This window comes from Hoyosella subflava DQS3-9A1, assembly GCF_000214175.1.
Taxonomy (GTDB): domain Bacteria; phylum Actinomycetota; class Actinomycetes; order Mycobacteriales; family Mycobacteriaceae; genus Hoyosella; species Hoyosella subflava.
This window is the reverse complement of record NC_015564.1, coordinates 2,296,592-2,317,807: the sequence shown is the minus strand read 5'-3', so window position 1 is coordinate 2,317,807 and position 21,216 is coordinate 2,296,592. Positions and strand designations below refer to the sequence as shown.

At 63.2% G+C, this 21,216-nt stretch carries 17 protein-coding genes; 13 read left to right on the top strand and 4 right to left on the bottom strand.

What is annotated here, in order from left to right; translation table 11 throughout:
• Positions 1-2: 2 nt before the first annotated feature.
• From AS9A_RS10840 to AS9A_RS24105, 13 genes are all read left to right on the top strand, one after another.
• Positions 3-1,751, top strand: coding sequence for a GMC family oxidoreductase (locus AS9A_RS10840; protein WP_013807039.1), 1,749 nt, complete (start codon positions 3-5; stop codon positions 1,749-1,751).
• A 12-nt stretch (positions 1,752-1,763) separates the two neighbouring features.
• Entirely contained in the window at positions 1,764-2,717 is a 954-nt protein-coding gene (locus tag AS9A_RS10835) for an aldo/keto reductase (protein ID WP_013807038.1), read from the top strand.
• Between the two features lie 78 nt (positions 2,718-2,795).
• Positions 2,796-4,313 (top strand): sugar ABC transporter ATP-binding protein, encoded by a 1,518-nt coding sequence (locus AS9A_RS10830; RefSeq protein ID WP_041451814.1) that lies wholly within the window; start codon positions 2,796-2,798, stop codon positions 4,311-4,313.
• Positions 4,314-4,343: 30 nt separating this feature from the next.
• Complete coding sequence (locus AS9A_RS10825) at positions 4,344-5,522, top strand: ABC transporter permease (RefSeq protein WP_013807036.1); 1,179 nt, start codon at positions 4,344-4,346, stop codon at positions 5,520-5,522.
• Positions 5,519-6,559, top strand: a complete 1,041-nt coding sequence (locus AS9A_RS10820; RefSeq protein WP_041451030.1) for a sugar ABC transporter substrate-binding protein — start codon at positions 5,519-5,521, stop codon at positions 6,557-6,559. Before AS9A_RS10825 ends, AS9A_RS10820 begins: the two co-directional genes overlap by 4 nt.
• Before the next feature lie 126 nt (positions 6,560-6,685).
• Positions 6,686-7,834: a nitrilase-related carbon-nitrogen hydrolase gene (locus tag AS9A_RS10815; RefSeq protein ID WP_013807034.1), complete on the top strand. Its 1,149-nt coding sequence runs from the start codon at positions 6,686-6,688 to the stop codon at positions 7,832-7,834.
• A gap of 115 nt (positions 7,835-7,949) precedes the next feature.
• The gene (locus AS9A_RS10810; protein ID WP_083826523.1) at positions 7,950-8,939 is read left to right on the top strand and encodes a Gfo/Idh/MocA family protein; all 990 of its coding nucleotides are present in this window, start codon (positions 7,950-7,952) and stop codon (positions 8,937-8,939) included.
• A gap of 21 nt (positions 8,940-8,960) precedes the next feature.
• Complete coding sequence (locus tag AS9A_RS10805) at positions 8,961-9,986, top strand: LacI family DNA-binding transcriptional regulator (RefSeq protein WP_202798192.1); 1,026 nt, start codon at positions 8,961-8,963, stop codon at positions 9,984-9,986.
• Between the two features lie 120 nt (positions 9,987-10,106).
• Complete coding sequence (araB, locus tag AS9A_RS10800) at positions 10,107-11,861, top strand: ribulokinase (RefSeq protein ID WP_013807031.1); 1,755 nt, start codon at positions 10,107-10,109, stop codon at positions 11,859-11,861.
• A gap of 2 nt (positions 11,862-11,863) precedes the next feature.
• A complete protein-coding gene (locus tag AS9A_RS10795) occupies positions 11,864-12,571 on the top strand; it encodes an L-ribulose-5-phosphate 4-epimerase (protein ID WP_407636575.1) in 708 nt (235 codons plus the stop codon).
• A 14-nt stretch (positions 12,572-12,585) separates the two neighbouring features.
• Positions 12,586-14,094 (top strand): L-arabinose isomerase, encoded by a 1,509-nt coding sequence (gene araA / locus AS9A_RS10790; RefSeq protein ID WP_013807029.1) that lies wholly within the window; start codon positions 12,586-12,588, stop codon positions 14,092-14,094.
• Positions 14,091-15,056, top strand: coding sequence for an aldose-1-epimerase (locus AS9A_RS10785; protein WP_083826522.1), 966 nt, complete (start codon positions 14,091-14,093; stop codon positions 15,054-15,056). The genes araA and AS9A_RS10785 overlap by 4 nt, the downstream gene beginning before the upstream one ends.
• Positions 15,057-15,318: 262 nt before the next feature.
• Positions 15,319-15,468 carry a hypothetical protein gene (locus AS9A_RS24105; RefSeq protein WP_013807027.1) on the top strand — a complete coding sequence of 50 codons (150 nt, stop codon included), beginning with the start codon at positions 15,319-15,321 and terminating at the stop codon, positions 15,466-15,468.
• 15 nt (positions 15,469-15,483) lie between these two features.
• Here AS9A_RS24105 and AS9A_RS10780 read toward each other — a convergent pair whose 3' ends face one another.
• The 4 genes from AS9A_RS10780 to AS9A_RS10765 are packed head-to-tail and all read right to left on the bottom strand — an operon-like array spanning position 15,484 to position 21,212.
• A complete protein-coding gene (locus AS9A_RS10780; protein ID WP_013807026.1) occupies positions 15,484-16,899 on the bottom strand; it encodes a WS/DGAT/MGAT family O-acyltransferase in 1,416 nt (471 codons plus the stop codon).
• Positions 16,900-16,932: 33 nt separating this feature from the next.
• Complete coding sequence (gene fadD11, locus AS9A_RS10775) at positions 16,933-18,732, bottom strand: fatty acid--CoA ligase FadD11 (RefSeq protein ID WP_013807025.1); 1,800 nt, start codon at positions 18,730-18,732, stop codon at positions 16,933-16,935.
• A gap of 48 nt (positions 18,733-18,780) precedes the next feature.
• Positions 18,781-19,644 carry an SDR family oxidoreductase gene (locus tag AS9A_RS10770; protein WP_013807024.1) on the bottom strand — a complete coding sequence of 288 codons (864 nt, stop codon included), beginning with the start codon at positions 19,642-19,644 and terminating at the stop codon, positions 18,781-18,783.
• Positions 19,641-21,212, bottom strand: a complete 1,572-nt coding sequence (locus AS9A_RS10765) for a succinic semialdehyde dehydrogenase (protein WP_041451810.1) — start codon at positions 21,210-21,212, stop codon at positions 19,641-19,643. Before AS9A_RS10765 ends, AS9A_RS10770 begins: the two co-directional genes overlap by 4 nt.
• Positions 21,213-21,216: the final 4 nt, after the last annotated feature.

Below are 21,216 nucleotides of genomic sequence, written 5' to 3'. Positions count from 1 at the left end.
AAATGGGTGGAGAAAAGATCGATGTCATCGTGGTCGGCGCGGGCGCTTCGGGAGCGGTCATCGCCTCCGAGCTTGCGAAAGCCAACATGAAAGTCGTCTGTCTCGATAAGGGGCCGAAGCACACCACTGAAGACTTCCGCCTGAAGCAGGACGAGATCCGCTACTACGCCCGCGGATCGCTCGTACCCGGCATGGACACTGATCCCATAACGTGGCGTGAAACCAGCGCTGATGGAGACGGGGAGCTGGCTCCATGGGCGGCCGGACCGTTGGGCACTGCGAATCCGCTGCACCTGCCGCCCTCCCTGGGTGCCGGTGGTGGAACCATCCACTGGGGCGGTGCGTGCTGGCGCTTTCGGGAGACTGAGTTCCGCATGAAGACCGAGATCGAGAACCGTCTGGGCAAGGACGCGCTCCCGGACGGGAACACTCTCGTCGACTGGCCCATAAGCTACGCCGACCTGGAGCCCTACTACGACAAAACGGAGTGGGAACTCGGCATCTCAGGCCGAGGCAGCAACGTGGCTGGGCGCCCGGATCTCAATGAGAACCCGTGGGAGGCCCCACGCCAGCGGGACTATCCCATGCCGCCGCTGCGCCAGAGCGCCGCAGACATCGATTTCGGCCAGGCATGTGAGCGGCTCGGTTACCATCCTTTCCGCACCGCTGCGGCGATCGCTTCCGAGCCGTTCAAGGGGCGGTCCGGATGCACCTACTGCGGCTTCTGCCACGGCTACCCCTGCCATGTGGACGCGAAGACGTCCACTCACGTCGCGGCCCTGCCCTACGGCGAGGCCAGCGGGAACCTGGAGGTGCGTGACTACTGCCGCGTCTACCGGCTCAACCGCTCCAACGACGGCAAGCGCGTGACCGGGGTCTCGTACTTCGACGCAGACGGCCGATCCGTCGACCTCGAGGCCGACAAGGTGGTTCTCGCGTGCTACGCACTCGAGAACGCCCGGCTGCTTCTGGCCTCCGGCATCAATGCCAACGGGCAGGTCGGCAAGCACATGATGACCCACGCCTTCGGCTTCTTCATGGGGCTCACCAAGGAACCGTCGAACCCGTACATGGGCACACTCGTCGCCTCCACCTCGATCGAGGACTTCAGCGGCGAACTCGTGCACGAGTACGATCCCACCGTCCTGTGGGGCGCTCCCATCATCAGCTGGCCCGGCGACTACCAGCCGATCGAGATCGCACATGCCATGCCGCCCGGTGCGCCGCGCTGGGGTGCCGGATTCCGCGACTGGATGCGCGACAACTACGCGCACGTGTGGTCCATGTACTCCCAGACCGCCAACATCCCCACCTACGACACCTACGTGGACCTCGATCCCCGCCGCAAGGACCCGTGGGGGCAGCCGGCGCTGCGCATGACGCACGGGTGGGGTGAGTGGGACCAGCACATGGTTGATTTCCTGCTCGGCATCAAGCGCAAGATCGCCCGGGAGATGGGCCTGACGTACTGGTGGGAGGAGACGTCGAAACCCGACTACCATCTGTCCACGCACGAGGTGGGGACCCATCGCATGGGCGAGGACCCCGCAACGTCCGTCGTCGACATCTATGGGCGCTCCCACGAGTGCGAAAACTTGTTCGTCGTCGGTGGGGGGCAGTTCCCCAGTTACCACGGCTACAACCCCACCGAGACCATCTGGGCCATGGCCTACATGACGTCCGATCACATAATCGGGCGCTCGGCACCGACATCGGCGGCGGCCCACACTAGCTCCGTCCGCACCCACTGAGGAGAACAGCACATGCAGAAGCGTCCGCTCGGCAGCACGGGTCTGTCCGTCACCCCGATCTGCGAGGGCACCAGTCCGCTGGGGAACTTCCCGGCGCAGTACGGCTACGAGGTCGGTGAGACGCAGGCGGTGGACACTATCCTGCGGATCCTCGAGGGGCCTCTGAACTTCATCGACACCTCCAACAACTACTTCGATGCGGAGCGCAGGATCGGCATCGCACTGGGGAAGCGCGGTGGTCTCCCGCAGGACTTCGTGCTCGCCACCAAGGTCGATCCCGAGCCTGGGAGCACCGACCTTTCTGGCGCCCGCGCCCGGGCCTCGGTCGAGGAGAGCCTCAACCGGCTCGGACTGGACCACTTGCAGCTCGTCTTCATCCACGACCCGGAACTTCACGACTTCGATGCGGCCACCGGGCCCGGAGGCGTCGTCGAGGCGATGGTCGCCATGCAGCAGGAGGGCCTCATCGACCACATCGGCGTCGCCGGGGGACCCATCGACCTCATGCTGCGCTATGTCGATCTCGGGGTCTTCCAAGCCGTCATCAGCCACAACCGCTACACCCTGGTTGACCAGTCCGCCCGACCCTTGATCGACGCAACGGAAAACCGGGATATGGCGTTCATCAACGGCGCGCCGTACGGCGGAGGGATGCTCGTCAAGGGTCCAGACCAGCACCCGAACTACTGCTACAGCCCGGCAAGCGAAGCCACGAAAGATCGGGTACGACGGATGCAGGACGCCTGTCGGCAGTTCGGCCTGCCCCTCGCAGCCGCAGCTCTGCAGTTCTCCCTCCGCGAGTCGGCCATCGCATCGACAATCGTCGGCATGTCCACTCCGAAGCGCCTCGACCAAACGCTGGCCCTCGCGGACACGCAGATCCCAGCCGAACTATGGTCGGCGCTCGATGAACTCGCCCGAGTGGGCCGCAGCGGCATAGAAGAATACTCTTCACAAACTCTTTAATGATAGCGCTAACACACATTCTGGTTTGTTTTGCCATGTCCGGCCGGAATGCTCTCCGAGTGAGTGGGTGATCCAGAAATGGCTGATAACTCAACTGCGCCAGCGTTGCGTGTTTCGGGTTTGACGAAGCACTACCCGGGCGTGACTGCTCTCGCCGGGGTTGATCTCGAGGTCAAGCCTGGACAGGTTCTGTCTCTGTCAGGGGCCAACGGTGCGGGCAAATCAACGCTGGTGAAGATCCTTTCCGGCGCAGAACAACCGGATACGGGCCGTATCTGGATTGACGGGAAGGAAGTGAAGCTGGAGAGCCCACACGCTGCTCGTCAGGCCGGCATCTACACGATCTATCAGGAGATGAGCCTCGTACCGGCGATGTCGGTGGTCGAGAACATCTTCCTCGATGACTTCGCACGTGGCGGGCTGTTCCGCCGCTCGAAGATGGAGAGGCAGGCGCGCGAGCTCATGGACCGCCTTGGCCTCAGCGTGAATGTCAATGACCCCGTTGGGTCGCTTCCGCTCGGCAAGCAGCAGTTCGTTGAAATCGCCAAGGCCCTGAAGTCGCAACCCCGCGTGTTGCTGCTGGATGAGCCGACGACCACCCTCCCGCCGCGTGATGTGAGTTCCTTGCTCAAGCTGATGCGGGAATTGGCGGCGTCGGGTGTGGGCCTGATCTTCATCTCACACCGCCTTGATGAGGTGACGGAGGTCTGTGATGCCGTCGATGTGCTGCGTGACGGTCGGCGCGTCGCGCACTTTGATCTCGTGCCGGACCATCACGAGATCGTCAAGGCGATGATGGGCGACCGCTACGAGAATTCCTTGGCGGCGGCAGCAGCCGAAAACGCAGAGGGATATCTGGGTGGCATAGCTGGTGACGAGGTCGTCCTCGAGGTTCGGGAGCTCACCGACGGGAACCGTGTTGCACCTGCGACCTTCGACCTGCGGCGCGGTGAGGTGCTAGGTATCACCGGACTCCTGGGCGCTGGTCAGACCGAGCTCGCCGAATGCTTGTTTGGTATCCGGGAGGCTACGGACGGCACCATCAGCGTGGACGGTCGACCGGTACGGATCCGAACTCCGCGTGAGGCGATCTCAGCTGGGCTGGGCCTGATCCCTGAAGACCGGAAGTCGCAGGGTCTGGTCCTGGGCATGAGCGCCAACAAGAACATAACGCTGGCTTCGCTGACGTCTTTCGCCCGTAAGGGAGTGCTGGACCACCGCAAGGAGGTGCAGCACGGGCGCGAGCAGGTGCGAGAACTCAACATCAAATGCAGCTCGGTCCATCAGACCGTCGGCACGATGAGCGGCGGCAACCAGCAGAAAGTGCTCCTGGCGCGCTGGCTCACCAAGAACAGCAAGGTGCTGATCCTTGCCGAACCGACCCGGGGAGTTGACGTTGCCGCGAAGGAGGAGATCTACCGCCTCATTCGCGACTACCTCCGTGATGGCGGGGCAGCGATCATCGTCACCTCCGAGGTCGCCGAGGCGGCCCTGTGCGACCGAGTACTGGTTCTCACCGGCGGCAGGGTCGTCGCGGAGGCCACCCACGAGGAGATCCGGTCCCAGCAACAGGATCTTCTGACCCATCTTCGATGACCACCACGGCCTACCCACCTGGAGGAACCCATGTCAGTATTTACACGCGGCGCTCCACCCGCATATGCGCCGAAGGAACGGCCCGACGGCGCAAAGGTCAACGGGGAGGTGCGACGGCGGTTCAAGATCGGTCCGCCCGGCTATCTGATCGGCGTCTTTGTGCTGGTGGCGATCATCGGCTCGCTGGTGTCACCGCACTTCCTGACCATGCGAAATCTTGAGAACATCGCCGTCGCGGCATCCGTCGTCGCGGTGCTCGGTGTCGCACAGTTTATCGTCATCGTCACACGAGGCATCGACCTTTCGGTGGGATCAGTGGCAGCGCTGTCCACTGTCATCGCAGCAGTGATGCTGCAACAAGGCCACGGGGTCTTCATCACGGTCATAGTCACGATCGCCGCTTGCTCTCTGGCGGGACTGATCAACGGGATCCTCGTGGTCTACGCGCGGATCGCGCCATTCGTTGCAACGCTGGCGATGATGAGCATTGCCCGAGGTGTGGCGTTCCTCGTGCAGGTCGGCACGCTGATCGTCATCAGCGACCGGACGTTCCTGACCATCTTCGGTGGCAACACCGGTTCGATTCCCAACGTCGTGATCATCGCCCTAGCCGTCACGCTCATCGCAGCATTCGTCATGCGGTTCGGATCTGTGGGCCGACGGCTCTACGCTCTCGGGGGCAACCCGGAAGCCGCCCGGCTTTCCGGCCTGCCAGTCAAGCGCGACCAGGTGATGGCTTACACGACGAGCGGCGCACTGGCCGGTCTAGCCGGCCTCATGCTGGCAGGACGGCTGTCCCAGGGAAGCTCCCTCGTCGGCCAGGGCTATGAACTGGATTCCATCGCGGCAGCCGTCGTCGGCGGCACGTCACTCTTCGGCGGCACAGGCGACCCGATCAGCACGGTTCTCGGTGCGCTGATCATCGGCATGATCGGCAACATTATGAACCTCGCGGGGATCCAGTCCGAGCCCCAGATGGTCATCCTCGGAATCGTCATCCTCCTCGCGGTCTTCCTCACATCCGGAGGAGGCATCCAGCGGATACGCGCGGCCCTGTCAAAGCTGCGCCCGAAGCGAAACGGGGTCTCCGACAGCACACCTGCCTCGTCACCCGAGGATGTACCGATTTCGCGTCGCCCAGATCTTGAACAGGGAGTCGACTCCTCGGGTCCCAATCGTCAGTCCAACAACACGGAAGGAAACCCATGATGCGTGCTACCACAGGGATTGCCACTGTCGCCGCACTTACCGCCGGCCTCGCGCTCACCGCATGCGGCTCAGAAGGCGGCACGAGGGACGGCACCACGGCCTCCAAAGCCGACGGTGAGTCGATCACAATCGGATTCTCCCAGCGACGCCTTGCCGGCAGCGACTGGTGGGCCACACTTCTGCAAGGCGCCGAGGACAAAGCCGCGGAACTTGGTGCGAAGATCATCGTCACAGACGCAGGCGGTGACACCGTCAAGCAGAATTCCGATGTGCAGACTCTTCTCACCCGCGGGGTCGATGCCATCATCCTCAATCCGCACGATCCCACCGGCCTCGCCAGTGCGGTCACCACCACGGTCCGGGACGATGTGCCTCTCGTGGTCGTCAACGGCAGCCTCTCTGACGAGCTGGCTCCACATCAATTCTGTTACGTCGCCGAGGATCAGATTGGGGTTGCCGCTCGGCTCGGCGCGGCAATCGCCGAGAAGGCCTCGGAGCGCTGGGGTGACGAGCCCGTCACCGCTGTGGTGATCGGGGGGTACAGCGGTGAGACGATCACTAACCTGCGGCACAAGGGCGTCGTCGAGGGATACGCGAGCGTCGAGGACGCGCCTGAGATCACCTACCTGCCCATCCGGTACGGCGAATGGCTGCCCGACCGGGCCCTCACGCCTACACGCGATGTCGCCACGGCGAATCCCGACATCGACATCGTGTTCAGCCTGAGCGACGTCATGCTCCCTGGCATCGAGCGAGGTCTTCGGGACGCCGGTGCTCTCAACCAGGTGCTTATCGGCACCTACGACGGCCAGATGGCCGTGCTCAGGAAAATGATGGAAAACCCTGACGGCCCGGTCCAGGTCAACGCCTCCAACGAACCATACAAGCAGGGGCAGACGGCCGTCGAGATGGCGGTGGCTGCGGCCCGCGGCGAGTCTCAGGATGAGGTGTGCCCCGGCGGCGAGTTCTTCATCGACACGTTCCTAGCGACGCCAGAAAACGCCGAGGAGCACCACGACCCGCAGCGGCAGTTCTAATTGGGTCACCGACCCACCACCCACGAGCGGCGTGCACGGGAACATGCTGTGTACACCATCAACCCGAAAACCAAGCACAAGAAACTGTGAGCCGGACACCCGCTCACACGATTGAAGGAGACCACAGTGATCGAACCGTTTTCTGTCGTAGCGCTCTCGCCCCGCACCTTCCAGGTCAAGGAGCGTGAGGACGGGGTCAAGAACGTCAAGCGGATCAACGAGTTCATGGACACGGCCGTGATGGTCGGCGCCTGGGAGGGCGCCCCGGTCCGGCTCGTCGTCATCCCTGAGATGGCCATTCAGGGCATGATCGCGAACACCCCAGGCAACCGCGAGAAGGAAGCCCACTTCGCGGTCACCATCCCCGGTCCTGAGACCGACGAACTCGCCAAGAAGGCGCGGCAGCTCAACACCTACATCGCCGCCGAACTCTACATGGTCAAGGACGACGACTTCCCTGACCGCTATTTCAACGTCGCGTTCATCATCGATCCAGCCGGGGAAGTCGTCTACAAGCGGTACAAGGCGACCAGCGATGCCTACGAGGGCGGGATGCTCGGCAATATGAACCCGCACGACGTGTGGGACGAGTGGATCGCCAAGAAGGGTAACGGGAACGTGATGGACGCGATCTTCCCGGTCGCCCGCACCGAAATCGGCAACATCGGCATCGCGATCTGCCACGAGGGTGTGTACCCCGAGGTCGTCCGCGGTCTCGCGATGAACGGTGCTGAAATCATCGTCCGGCCCACTCTTATCGAGCCGGCTGTGATGAACGGCATGTGGGAGATCCAGAACAAGGCACACGCACTGTTCAACTCCGCCTATGTCGTCGCTCCGAACCTCGGTCCGGAGATCAGGGACGACGGCGGCATCCAGGATCTCTTCGGCGGCCAGTCGATGATCGTCAACCCACGAGGGCAGATAGTCGCCCAGCAGAACGGCTGGACGTCCGGGGACTCCTTCGTCTGCACCACGATCGATATTGAGGCGCTACGGCGGGCTCGGGTCGCCAACGGACTGTACAACCAGTTCAAGGACATGCGCACCGAACAATACCGTGCCATCTACGACCAGCCCATCTACCCCAAGAACCAGTACCTCGATGCTCCGCCAACGGAGGACTGGCTCGCCCGCGAGGAGGCCACCAGGGCACGCAACATCCAGACGCTCATCAAGCGGGGTGTGATCACACCTCCCACTGGCTACCAGACGAACGGGTTCGCGAAGGAGTCCTCAGTGATCGAGGCGAGGTCTGAGGTCAGCGGATCCTGATCCAGATGGGATGGGTGCGTAGCAGGCGCATCACAGTCTGCTGCGCAACCATCCTCCCAATGCCGTCAATCACAGTCGGCCAAGTCCGGATTCTGAAACATAGAAGAGGTAAATAATGAGCCCCATCAGGGTGCTAGTTCTCGGCATGGGTCGGTGGGGAAACCGATGGCTGGAGGCGCTGGCAGACATCCCGGGAGTTGCACTCTCGGGCACCGCTGGAGGAAGGGTTCGGGTCGCGGCCGACAGGCTTCCCAAGACGGACTCCTACTGTCACTACCGCAGTTTCTCAGAGGCTTTGGATCGCTGCCCGGCCGACGCCGTGATAATAACGCTTCCGGTCCGCCTTCATGCGGAGGCCATCACACGGGCAATTGAGGCCGGGATGCACGTTCTCGTCGAGAAGCCTCTCGTGGGCACACGACAAGATCTCGCCGCTGTCCTGTCAGCCCGGTCGGGGCGCCCTGACATCCAGGTCGTCGTGTCGCAGAACTACCGCCACCGGCCATGGGCGCGGCGAGCGCGACAGCAAATCGCAAGCGGTATCCTCGGAGAAGTCCGGCATATCTCCATAAGATTCAGTAAGGCGGAGATCCTCGAAGGTGGGCGGGACCAGCTGCAGGCTCCTCTCCTGGAAGATATGTGCATCCATCATCTCGACCTCGTGCGCTACCTCACCGGACGCGAAGCTGTCGAAGTGTTCGCCATCCAGCACCGCGCGCCGTGGAGCCGCTACTCCGGGATGCCGGGACTCGAAGCTCTCATCACACTCGATGACGGCACCATGGTTAATTATTCCGGTACATGGGCTGGGAGAGGGCCGGAGACCTCCTGGGACGGCGAGTTCGTCTTCCACGGCGAGCACGGCGTGCTCGAGGTCGCCGAGGACAAGGTCGCGCTCAACGGCGACCCAACCGCCGCCCTGCTACCACAACGAATTCCCAACGAAACCGACGACCTCCGCGCTGTGTTCCAGAGCTTCCACCAGGCTGTGGACGGGCACGAGGTTGCAGAAACCGACGTGGCCGACAATCGCTCGACCGTCGAATTGCTATTTGCTGTTGAAGAATCGCTCAAATCGCGCCGCCCCGCGCCAGTGCGGGCTTGAGGGAGCAGAGAGGACGGAGGCATGCGAGACAAGATTAACGGGTCTGCGCAGGCACCACGGATGATCGATGTCGCACGATTGGCTGGCGTCTCGCAGCAGACCGTCTCTCGCGTACTCAACGGCAACGTATACGTGTCGGAGGAGCTACGGGAGCGAGTCGAGCAGGCTGTTCGACACCTAGGCTATCGCCGGAACAAGTCGGCTCGTGCGCTCGTCACCAACGAGACTATGCATCTGGGCGTCATCACGGTCGGAACGGCGCAATACGGTCCTTCCCGCGCCTTGTTCGGCGTTGCACTGCAAGCCCGGAGCCGGGGTTATGCCACCAGTCTGGTGAGCCTCGATGACGCCAACCGTGCGAACATGCGGCAGGCGCTTGACCATCTCCTCGCTGACGGGGTCGACGGGATCATCATCCTCGCGCCGACCGCGGCGGCCGCCGATGCGTCCGAGTCTCTGGACGCTCGGGTGCCCTTAGTGATGTTCCAGCCAGGTGCGGTAGACGGTCTCCACACCGTCTCCCACGACGAGATGCTGGGTGCCTGCACCGCAACCCAGCATCTTGTGGATCTCGGCCATCCCACCGTGCACCATCTCGCCGGTCCCACTGGCTGGCTCGCATCCGAGGCGCGGATCGAGGGTTGGCGCACCACGCTGGGTGCCGCGGGGAAGGCGGCCGTGGAACCGAGGCGGGGGGACTGGAGCGCAGCCTCCGGCTACACAGTGGGCCTCGGCCTTCTGCAGCAGGACAAACCCACCGCCGTCTTCGTGGCCAACGATCAGATGGCCCTCGGCCTGCTGAAAGCAGCAGCAGAACTGGGGATTCGTGTCCCGGAGGCGCTGAGCGTCGTCGGCTTCGACGATATCCCCGAGTCGCAGTACTTCTGTCCCTCCCTCACAACCATGCGCCTGGACTTCGACGAGGTCGGCCGACGTTGCGTGGACCGGGTGATCAACCTTATCCGGCACGGCGAGTACTTCAGCCAGCCCGTCGTCGCTCCGTACCTTATCCCGCGGGCGAGCACAGCTCGACACGAAAAGTCGTAATTGCTCGTTCCAAGACCGAAAAATTGGGCTAGCTACCGCCTAAGCCCATTTTTTTGGACCATAAATGTTAGCGCTCTCATTAATACGGACTATTTACTATGTGAAAGGTGAGTGATGGGAATGGCCCATCAAGGATCAGCTGTCGTCGTAGGAGTCGATTACGGAACACTGTCCGGCCGGGCCGTCGTGGTGAGGGTTCATGACGGCGCGGAACTGGGCAGCGCGATGCACGAGTACAAGCACGCCGTAATGGACCGGACGCTCGACGCCCACGCCGGTGAGGTGCTGCCTCCAGACTGGGCGTTGCAGGTGCCCGCCGACTATATCGACGTGCTGAAGAATGCGGTGCCGGCGGCTATAACGGCTGCGGGTGTGGACCCGGCCGATGTCATCGGGATCGGGACCGACTTCACGGCGTGCACTATGGTGCCCACCACCGCTGATGGGACGCCGTTGTGCGAGCTGGAGCAGTTCGTCGGCCGTCCCCACGCCTACGTGAAGCTGTGGAAACACCATGCGGCTCAGGGGCAAGCGGACCGGATCAATGCTCTTGCTCACGAGCGGGGGGAGAAGTGGATCAACCGGTATGGAGGGTTCATCTCCTCGGAGTGGGAGTTCGCCAAGGGACTGCAGCTGCTCGAGGAGGATCCCGAGATCTACGCGGCGATGGACCACTGGGTCGAAGCAGCCGATTGGATCGTGTGGCAGCTGACCGGCCGCTACGTCCGCAACGCCTGCACAGCTGGGTACAAGGGCATCTACCAGGACGGTGCCTATCCTTCAGAGGAATTCCTCGAAGCCCTGAACCCCGACTTCGCCCGGTTTGTGCGGGAGAAGCTAGATCACGAGGTCGGCCAACTCGGCCACCGCGCGGGCGCCTTGTCGGCAGAGGCCGCCGCCTGGACAGGGCTGAACAAGGGCATCGCGGTCGCCGTGGGCAACGTCGACGCTCACGTGAGCGCTCCGGCGGCGAACGCGCTCGAGGCCGGGCAGATGATGGCGATCATGGGGACGTCCACCTGCCACGTGATGAACGGGGAAACCCTGGCCGAGGTCCCCGGCATGTGTGGCGTCGTCCACGGCGGGATCGTCGAGGGTTCGTGGGGCTACGAGGCCGGTCAGTCCGGTGTCGGTGACATCTTTGCCTCGTACGTGGCTAATCAGGTACCAGGTGAATACACGGAGGAGGCTGATCGGCGGGGAATCTCTGTCCACGAACTGCTCACGGAGCGGGCCGCGGACCAGCAGGTCGGAGAGCACGGTCTGATCGCCCTGGACTGGCACTCGGGCAACCGGTCGGTGCTGGTGGACCACGAGCTCTCCGGACTGGTGGTTGGGCAGACACTGACGACACGCCCCGAGGACGTCTACCGGGCGCTCCTGGAGGCAACCGCCTTCGGGACCCGCGCCATTGTGGAAGCCTTTGACGATGCCGGGGTGCCCGTCACTGAACTGGTCGTGGCCGGTGGCCTGCTCAAGAACGCCTTCCTTATGCAGATGTATGCCGACGTCACTCATCTGCCGCTGTCCGCCATCGCCTCCGAACAAGGCCCGGCACTGGGCTCGGCCATTCACGCCGCAGTCGCCGCGGGGGCCTACCCCAATGTGCGTGTCGCCGCCCAGGCGATGGGCCGCCGTGTCGTAGGCGCCTACATTCCTGATGAGATCGCCGCCCAGCGGTATGACGCGCTTTACGCCGAGTACAAAGTGCTGCACGACTACTTCGGCAGGGGAGGCAACGACGTCATGCACCAGCTCAAGAGAATCCGGCGGGAGGCCCTGACCATGCAGCGCAAGCCGGTGCCGCCTGAGCGGCCCACCATAGAGACCGACCGGACTGTAAGCCCGGCGTACGCGGCGGGGGTCTTCTCGTGAATATTGCGCTGACTGAGTTGCCCCCTGAGGTGCAGGCCTCTGTCGCTGAGACCCGAGAACGGGTGGCAGCCCTGCACGCCGAGCTAACCCGATACGAACTCGTGGTGTGGACGGCCGGCAACGTCTCCGAACGCGTGCCCGACTCGGACCTATTTGTCATCAAGCCCTCTGGCGTCTCCTATGACGCCCTCAGCGCCGAGATGATGGTCGTCTGCACGCTCGACGGGAAGAAGATCGACGACGGGACCCCCGCCCACCTCCAGCCATCATCGGACACGGCTGCCCACGCCTACGTCTACCAGCACATGTCCGATGTCGGCGGGGTCGTGCACACCCACTCCACCTACGCCACCGCTTGGGCCGCTCGCGGCGAACCGGTCCCGTGCGCGCTCACGATGATGGCCGACGAATTCGGAGGGGTTATCCCCGTGGGACCATTCGCCCTCATCGGTGACGATTCCATCGGCCGGGGCATCGTGGAGACCCTGCAGGAGTCCCGCTCGCCAGCAGTGCTCATGCGCAACCACGGCCCCTTCACCATCGGCAAGGACGCGCGGGCGGCCGTTAAGGCGGCCGTGATGTGCGAAGAAGTCGCCCGCACCGTCCACATCTCCCGCCAGCTCGGCGCCCCTGACCGTATCCCGCAAGCAGACATCGATCGTCTCTATGACCGCTACCAGAACGTTTATGGCCAACGCACCACGCAGTAGGAAGAGCACCACTGATGAAGAACCCCTTTGACGGCAAGGCAATCTGGTTCCTAACGGGCAGCCAGGACCTCTACGGCGAGGCGACCCTACGGCAGGTGGCTGAGCAATCGCGGACCATCGCCGCTACGCTCGACGACGCCTCCGGTATCCCTGTCCGCGTGGTTTGGAAGCCGGTCCTCAAGGACCGCGAGGCCATTCGCCGGGCCGCCCTGGAGGCCAACGCCGACGACGAGTGCCTGGGCGTTATCACATGGATGCACACCTTCTCACCGGCGAAGATGTGGATCCTGGGCCTTGACGCCCTGACCAAGCCGATGCTGCACCTTCACACTCAGGCCAATGTCGCATTGCCGTGGGGCGAGATCGACATGGACTTCATGAACCTCAACCAGGCTGCCCACGGCGACCGAGAGTTCGGCTACATCGCCACCCGTCTCGGGGTCACACGGAAGACCGTGGTGGGCCATGCGAGCAATGCCGTCGTCCAGGCTAAGGTCGGTACGTGGGCACGCGCTGCCGCCGGCTGGGCTGCAATGCACGAGCTGCGGCTGGCTCGCTTCGGCGACAACATGCGCAACGTCGCCGTCACCGAAGGCGACAAGACGGAAGCAGAGATCCGTCTCGGCGTGTCGGTTAACACCTGGGGCGTCAATGATCTGGTCGAGGCAGTGGACGCCGCTACCAGCTCGGATGTCGACAACCTTGTGGCCGAGTACCAGGAGGCATACGCGGTCGCCCCGGAGCTCCGTCCCGGCGGGGACCGCCACGATTCGTTGCGCTACGGCGCCCGTATCGAGCTCGGTTTGCGCAGGTTCCTCGAGGACGGCGGGTTCGCCGCTTTCACCACCAATTTCGAGGATCTCGGCGGCCTGCGCCAGCTGCCCGGACTTGCGGTCCAACGGCTGATGGCGGACGGGTACGGTTTTGGCGCCGAGGGTGATTGGAAGACTGCAATTCTGGTTCGGGCGGCCAAGGTCATGGGCTACGGGCTGCCAGGTGGAGCGTCGCTCATGGAGGACTACACCTACGATCTGACACCTGGGCGGGAAAAGATCCTCGGTGCCCATATGCTCGAGATCTGCCCGACCCTGACCACTGGCCGGCCGCGGCTGGAGATCCACCCGCTGGGGATCGGCGGGCGCGAGGACCCTGTCCGGCTCGTCTTCGACACGGAACCCGGGGAAGGCGTCGTCGTGTCGATGTCCGACCTGCGCGAGAGGTTCCGGCTCACAGCCAATGTCGTCGATGTCGTCCCCCCAGACGAACCACTGCCCAACTTGCCCGTCGCCCGAGCCGTCTGGAGGCCGCAACCGGATCTCCCTACCTCGGCCGAATGCTGGCTCACCGCCGGTGCGGCTCACCACACCGTCCTCACCACCGCGGTGGGCCTGGAGGTGTTCGAGGACCTCGCGGACATCGCAGGGATAGAGCTGGCGGTCATCGACGAGACGACGACAGCCCGGCAGTTCAACCGGGACCTCAAGCTGAACCACGCTTACTACAGACTGGCTCAAGGCCTTTGAGCGCCATCGGCGCCCGGCGCAGCCTCGGGGGAGTGGTGGAGTATCCGTCTGCGGACACGTACGACGCCGCAAACGGTACGGTTCACACTCTGGCCGCCGGCGACTACCGCGCGACGGTCTTTTCCTCGGGTGCGGCGCTGGGGCGGTTAATCTGGCGCGGACACGACATCGTCGTTCCAGTCACGGCGTCGGAGATCCCCATCGCATATGAGGGGAAGACGCTCGTGCCCTGGCCGAACCGCATCGCGGACGGCCGGTACTCCTTCCGTGACAGAACACACGAGCTACCCATCAACGAGCACGCCACGAACAGCGCCTTACACGGCTTCGGCTGCTGGGTGAACTGGGAAACGGTCGAGCTGAACTCATGCGAAGCCACGTTCCGATTGCACTGCCTGCCCCGATACGGGTACCCGTTCCACCTGATAACTGAGGTCACCTATCGCCTCACCGCCGACCGCGGGCTATGTACCGAGATCACCTCCACCAACGTCGGGGCGTCTCCCGCCCCCTACGGCGCGTCATCCCATCCGTACTTGACGTGCGGCCTCGCCCCTGTCGACGAGTGCATACTCACTGTTCCGGCGGAGCGCGTCGTGACGGTGGACGATCGGCTGCTGCCAACCGGAACGGTCCCGGGTGGGGAAGTGGATCTCGACTTCCGTGAGGCCCGGGCGGTGGGCCCCCTACAGATCGACCACGCCTTCGGAGGCCTGCCCCGTGACGAATGGGAGGTGGTGCTCCGTCACCCCGGTGCGGGGCTATCCGCCCGGCTGACGGCGACGGCACCATGGCTGCAGATCTACACCGGCGACAGACTTGGCCGCCGCGGGATAGCTGTCGAACCCATGACGTGTCCACCGGATGCATTTAATTCCAAGGATGATCTGATCGTGCTTGAGTCGGGAGATCACCACACCCTCCGGTTCAGAATTGAGGGTTCCTTCTGGCCGAACACGTGACACCAACAGTTTTGATCGCCCTAGCTCAATCTTGGGGGAGTTGTTTCGGGACGATTAGCGCGGACATTGGTTCCCCGACCTCGGTGAAGAAGTCCTGATGCCGACGTTCTCTAGTCTGATCGCCCTCGATTCGATGTTACAGAGTGCACCAATTAGCGCATGCGCCTGACGGCAGGGGCTCTTGGCACCGCCTCGTGACCCACCCAAATACAGCCTGCAGGTCTCGTCGTCAAGGCCAAGGCCGTCCATACCGTCGTGAGGCGTGCGCGGGCCGAATCATGAGGTAGCCGTCCCCGAACAGCACCTTGCGCCGCCCGAGGACGACCTTCATGAACTGGACGAGCTGCGGCGGGCCGCGCTGGCCGAGGCCGGGCACACCGTGCCTATCACCGGGAACGCAAGGCGGGCTTAGGTCTGTTGCCACGGCTCACCGAGTCAGGGCCCGTGCGGTGACCCCGACCGCGTCTGCGAGCTCGTCCATCGCGTCCCCGGTGTAAACGGCCAGGCGCTGCAGATGGGGGAGGCCGTCTCGGTCTCCGACAAAGCCGACGCCCAATCGTCCGGACGCGGCGAACAGTGCGACAAACAGTCCGACGCCGTGGTACAGCAGCGCCAGCGGGTACATCGCTTCCATCCGCGCGCCAGCGAGGTACTTCGGTTCGAGCGGTCCGGGCACGTTCGAAATCGAGACGTTGTACGGCGGGTTGGTGCGGCCCCCGATTCCGACCAGATTCTGTCCGACGAACGGCGCCATGAACAGCGATGGATAGAGTTTCTGCAACGTCTTGGGTAACCGTCGCAGTTCGTCTTTTGCGGCGTCGTTCGAACGGGCGATGGCCCGCAATCTGACAAGCGGGTCGGCAATTTCGGTGCCAAGCTTCACGACGACCATGCTGAACGCGTTGGTGGTCGTATCGTCACCGTCGATTCGAATGTTGACCGGTGTCCCCGCGGTAAGTGACTTGTCGGGCAATGCGTCGAGTTCGTGAAGGTAGCGGCGTAGCCCTCCGGCGCACGCAGCGAGAAAAACGTCGTTGATCTTGACCCCACTCGCGGAAGCGATCTGGCGGACCAGGTCGAATTCGATGAGTTGGGTCGCGACCCGACGTTGCCGGCCGATTCTCCGGTTGATCACCGACTGGGGAGCGACGAACGGCACAGCAACATCCGACTCGGAGTTTCTCTGTGCCAGCGCCACGAGCCGCACAGCGGCCTTCGCCAGCCCTGCCGCGGTGAGAGCGCCTTCGCGAGTGGCTCGCATGGCGCGGCGAATGCGCTGTCCACGTGCGGCATTGGCCGCCGCGCGTGGATTCCGCACTCTCGGTCCGATCGTCCACAATGCCGGCGCCTCGTCCGATCTGGGGTCACTGGTAAGTGTTTGCTGCATGCGCTTGACACCCCCGACTCCGTCGATGAGCGCATGGTGCACCTTGAAATAGAGTGCGAACCGGTTTCGATCCAGTCCCTCGATCAGGTGGTACTCCCAGAGCGGTCGTGTCGGGTCCAGTGGTCTGGAATGCAGACGTGAGATCAGCACCCCCAATTCGCGCTCTCCACCCGGCGCGGGCAGCGCCGAATGCCTGAAGTGGTAGTCGATGTCGATCTGGTCATCGGGCACGATCTGCCAGGTAGGGGCAACCTTTCGGAGGGCAACTCGTCGAAGTCTGTAGTTGAAGGGACTGGCAAATGTTGCCTGCGCTCGGAGGCGGTCGGCGAGCCGGCGGACGTAGTCGCCGGGCGCGTCGTCGGGGATTATGAAGGTGGCGAGGCAGGCCACATGCTGGGGAGTCTCTTCACTGTCGGCGGTGAGGAAAACTCGATCTGCGAGATTGGCTTTTGGCATGGTTGCGTCTCTTCTTTCTGTCCGACCGTTGAACTACGCGGTCACTGGCGTTTGTGCCTGCAACACGTGCGTGGGTACCGCGCCGGCGTACATTTCGTCGATTTCCGCCGCGTAGCGTTCGGCCACGGGCTTGCGCCGCAACTTCATCGTCAGGGTCACCTCGTCGCCGCCCGGCTCCCAGAATCTGGGCAGGATGCGGAACCGTTTGATCTGTTCGACTCTCGACAGTTTCGAGTTGGCTGCTTGGACGCCGACGCTGACCTTCGCGACGACGTCGGGGTCCGTGGCGAGCGATGCTGCGGACCCATCGATTCCGCGTTGAGCCGCGTATGCGGCGGCTGTCTCAATGTCGAGAACGATCAGTGCTGTGTTGAATGGTCGGCCGTCGCCGATGGCGGCCACGACGCCGGCCAGGGGAGTGTTCGCTTTGATGGTGTTCTCGATGTTCGCGGGAGACATGTTCTTACCCGCGGCGTTGATGATGATCTCTTTCTTACGATCAACCACCCGGAAATACCCGTCGTCGTCGACGGTGAGGATGTCTCCGGTGTGCAGCCAGCCGTCGCCGTCGATCGCCTCGGCAGTCTTCTCCGGTTCCTTCCGGTAGCCCTTCATCACCAGAGGTCCTCGAACGAGAAACTCGCCGTCATCGGCGATACGGAACTCCATGCCGGGCAGGATTTTTCCGACGGTCCCGAGCTTCGCATCCCGTGGATGGCTGACGGTACACACGCAGCTCAACTCGGACATTCCCCAGATCTCAGCGATCGGGATGCCCAATCCCGTGAAGAAGGCGAGCGTGGCCGCGGGAATCGGCGCAGCGCCCGACAGTGCCCATCGCACCTGATCAAGGCCGATCTTTGCACGCAGCTTGGACAGTACGAGTTCATCGGCTCGGGCCCACTCCGTGGCGAGCTCTGCGGAAATCGGCTCACCCGCCAACTCTGCGTCGGCCTTTCGATGTGCGACCGACAGCGCCCATTGCAGAGCGTTCCGCTTAGTGGCGTCGACCTCGTTGGCGACTCCGAATTCGATTGCTGCTTTGAGCTTTTCCCACACTCTTGGGACCGCGCCCCAGATGGTAGGGCGGCAATCGGGAAGGGCGGCGGCGATGGCCTTCGGGTCTGCGACGACCGTTATTTGAGTGCCGGCAGTCTCCTGTAGGTATAGAGCCGTGAACCGGTCGGCAATGTGGGCCGAGGGAAGAAACGATGTGATCCGATCCCCGAAGCCAATATCGAGCACCTCGCTGAATGCGCGAGCCTCGTACATGAGGTTCGCATGCGTAGTTTCGACGCCCTTGGGATTGCCCGTTGTTCCGGATGTGTAGATGAGGGTGGCGACATCATCGGGTTGCACGGTCCGCCAGGTGGTTTCGAAATCGAAATCGGTCGGCGCATTGCCGACCATCTCGGACAGCGACAGAGTGCCCGGTACGTCTGCATCGATGCACACGATGTGGTCTATAGGGGCACCACTAGCCTGGATGCGTTCGATGTACTGCTCTTCGCAGAATACGATTCGGTTGCCGGCGTTGTTGAAGATGTAGGTGAGTTGCTCGGCGGCAAGAGAGTTGTACACCGAGAAGCTGGTGGCGCCGACATGCTGCGCGCCGACCTCGATCGGATAGAACTCGATCCGGTTGGACATCATGAGTGCGACCGTGTCCCCGCGGCCGATTCCCAAACCGGCGAGTCCAGCGGAGATGTCACGGACCTGTGCGGCGTATTGGCCCCAGGTCAGAGTCGCAGTGTCGCCGGGAGTGCGGAGTGCGACGGCGTGCGGGTCGACGATGGCGGTGCGCTGAAAGGCGTCGCAAAGTGTAGTGGTCATGGGTCTGGTTCTCTCTGATTGATCTTGGTTTTTGACCTTGGTTGGTGATTACGTCGACCGCACACGGGCGAGGTAACGCGCACGCTTGGCTGGGTCGGAACTTTGGAGAATCTTCTTGTGCGCACCGAGGGATCGTTGAAGCGCTTCGTTCATGCAAATGGGTAGCAGTCCGCCCGAACGCAGGAGTACTCCGAAGGACCGAGGAACGTGGATTCGCCGATGCGATTTTCCGGAAGCCAGCGCGCGCACGACCGCGCGGGCAACCTCTTCCGGCTCGACATGTTTCACGATGGGGATGCTGCGTCCGAACGGAAGAGGCACCGAGATGCTCGCGTCGACGCCGTCGGCTAGACCGGTGTTGACGCCACCAGGAAGGACCGTGGAGAACTTGATGCCACTGGATCTGAACTCCAGTCGTGCCGCGTCGGTGAAAATGATGGCCGCGGCCTTGCTCGCGTTGTAGGTAGCTAGGCCGGGCACCGGGGCTTCGCCCATCGTGGACGCCATGTTCACGACATGACCGCGTCGACGTGGAACCATCCGCTGCAGAGCAGCCTTCGTGCCGTTGATGACACCGAGTGTGTTGATCTCGAGAACCCGTCGGGCGAGGCTCGCCTGCTCTTCGAGTAGACCGCCTGTCGGCATGATCCCGGCATTGTTGACGATCCCGGTGATGGGCCCGAGCTCCGATTCGGCGTAGTCGAGGAAGGCCGCGAAGGCGTCCGCATCAGTCACGTCTAGGCGGGCGTAGCAGGTGACACCGAGTTCGGTTGCGGCACGTTTGAGCTCGGCCTCATCGATATCGCTGATTGCGACCTTGGCGCCACTGAGGAGCAACGCCCGTGCGGTGGCGAATCCAATCCCACGTGCCGCCCCCGTGATGGCGATGGTTTGTCCATGAAGTGATGTCATTTGATTCGAAGCGCTTTCATGAGTTGGTACGTGCGCGTGAGGAGCTTGACGTTTTGGCGGGCGGTCAGGAACGGTGGCTTGTCGAAACCAATGACGTGCTGGCTGGCAATCGTCTGGGCCTCGGTGTATTCGAGCAATCCGTGTTCACCGTGGCGCCGACCGAGACCCGACGCCTTCATCCCGCCCATCGGTGCATCAGCCGACGCGTATGCCGACCCGTACCCTTCGTTGACATTGACTGTCCCGGCCATCACCCGCGAACCAACTTCGTTGGCGCGCTTGATATCACGGCTCCATACGCTCGCGTTGAGGCCGAACTCCGTGGCGTTGGCGAGCCCGATCGCGTCTTCCTCGGTGTCGAACGGATAGACCGAGACGACCGGTCCAAAGGTCTCCTCGGCGCACACGTCCATCTCGGGTGTGACGTTTTCCAGGATGGTCGGTTCGAAGAAGTACGGCCCGAGATCGGGACGGGTCCTACCGCCGCTGAGAATGCGGGCACCCTTGGCGACAGCGTCGGCGACGTGACGTTTGGCGGTATCGAGTTGGCTCTGGTTGGTCAAGCTACCGATGTCGAAGGAGAAATCCAGCGCGTCGCCGAGTCGGAGTTCGGCAGTATTGCGGACGAAGTTCTCGACGAATTCCTGGTACTTGGCCGAAGAAACGTAGATCCGTTCGATCGCGAGGCAGAGCTGTCCGCCGTGCCCGAAGCACGCCCGGACAGCACCTGCTGCGGCCTTGGCGATATCCGCGTCGCCGAGCACGATCATCGGGTTCTTGCCACCCAGTTCAAGCGTGCAGCTGATGAGGCGCTGTGCCGCGCCCGCGGCGATTTTGCGTCCCCCCGCAGTCGAGCCGGTGAAGCAAATGTGGTCCGCTCGATCTATCAGCGGGGCACCCACCGTTCCGGAGTCGCCCACAATGATTTGCCACAACGCGGGATCCAAGCCCGACGACACCAAGAGTTCCCGTGCGTAGAGCGCCGTCAATGCCGTCTGCGAATCCGGCTTATGCACCACGGCATTGCCGGCGAGCAGGGCCGGGATGATGTCGCAGATGCCCAGGGCGAGGGGAGCGTTCCACGGCGAGATCACACCGACGACGCCTTTCGGATGGCGCCGTTCGGTCGTCCGCGTTGCTAGTGGGACCGCACCCGAACGCTTATGCGGTTCGAGAATCTTGGGAGCGCGGCGCGCGTAGTACAGCGCCACACCCGCCACGTCGAGTACTTCCTCGAAGGCCGAGCTCCGCGCCTTACCGTTCTCGGTCTGGATGAGATCGAGTACGACTTCGTCCTGCAGCACACGGTCGTGAAACCGGATGAACGGTTTGACGCGTTCCTTCGCGGGAGTGGCAGCCCATGCCTTTTGCGCTTGTCTTGCTGTGACAAACGCGCCTTCGACGTCGTCGGCCGTCGCATGTCGGAGGCGGGCATATTCCGCCCCGGTTCCGGGCGCAAACTTTTTCACCGTCGGGCCGCTGCCACCATGGCGGGTCAGCCGCTCGATCACGATCTCGGGCGGGCGATGCGGAGCGTGTGGAGCGACTCCGCGCTGTATCGTAGGCATCTGT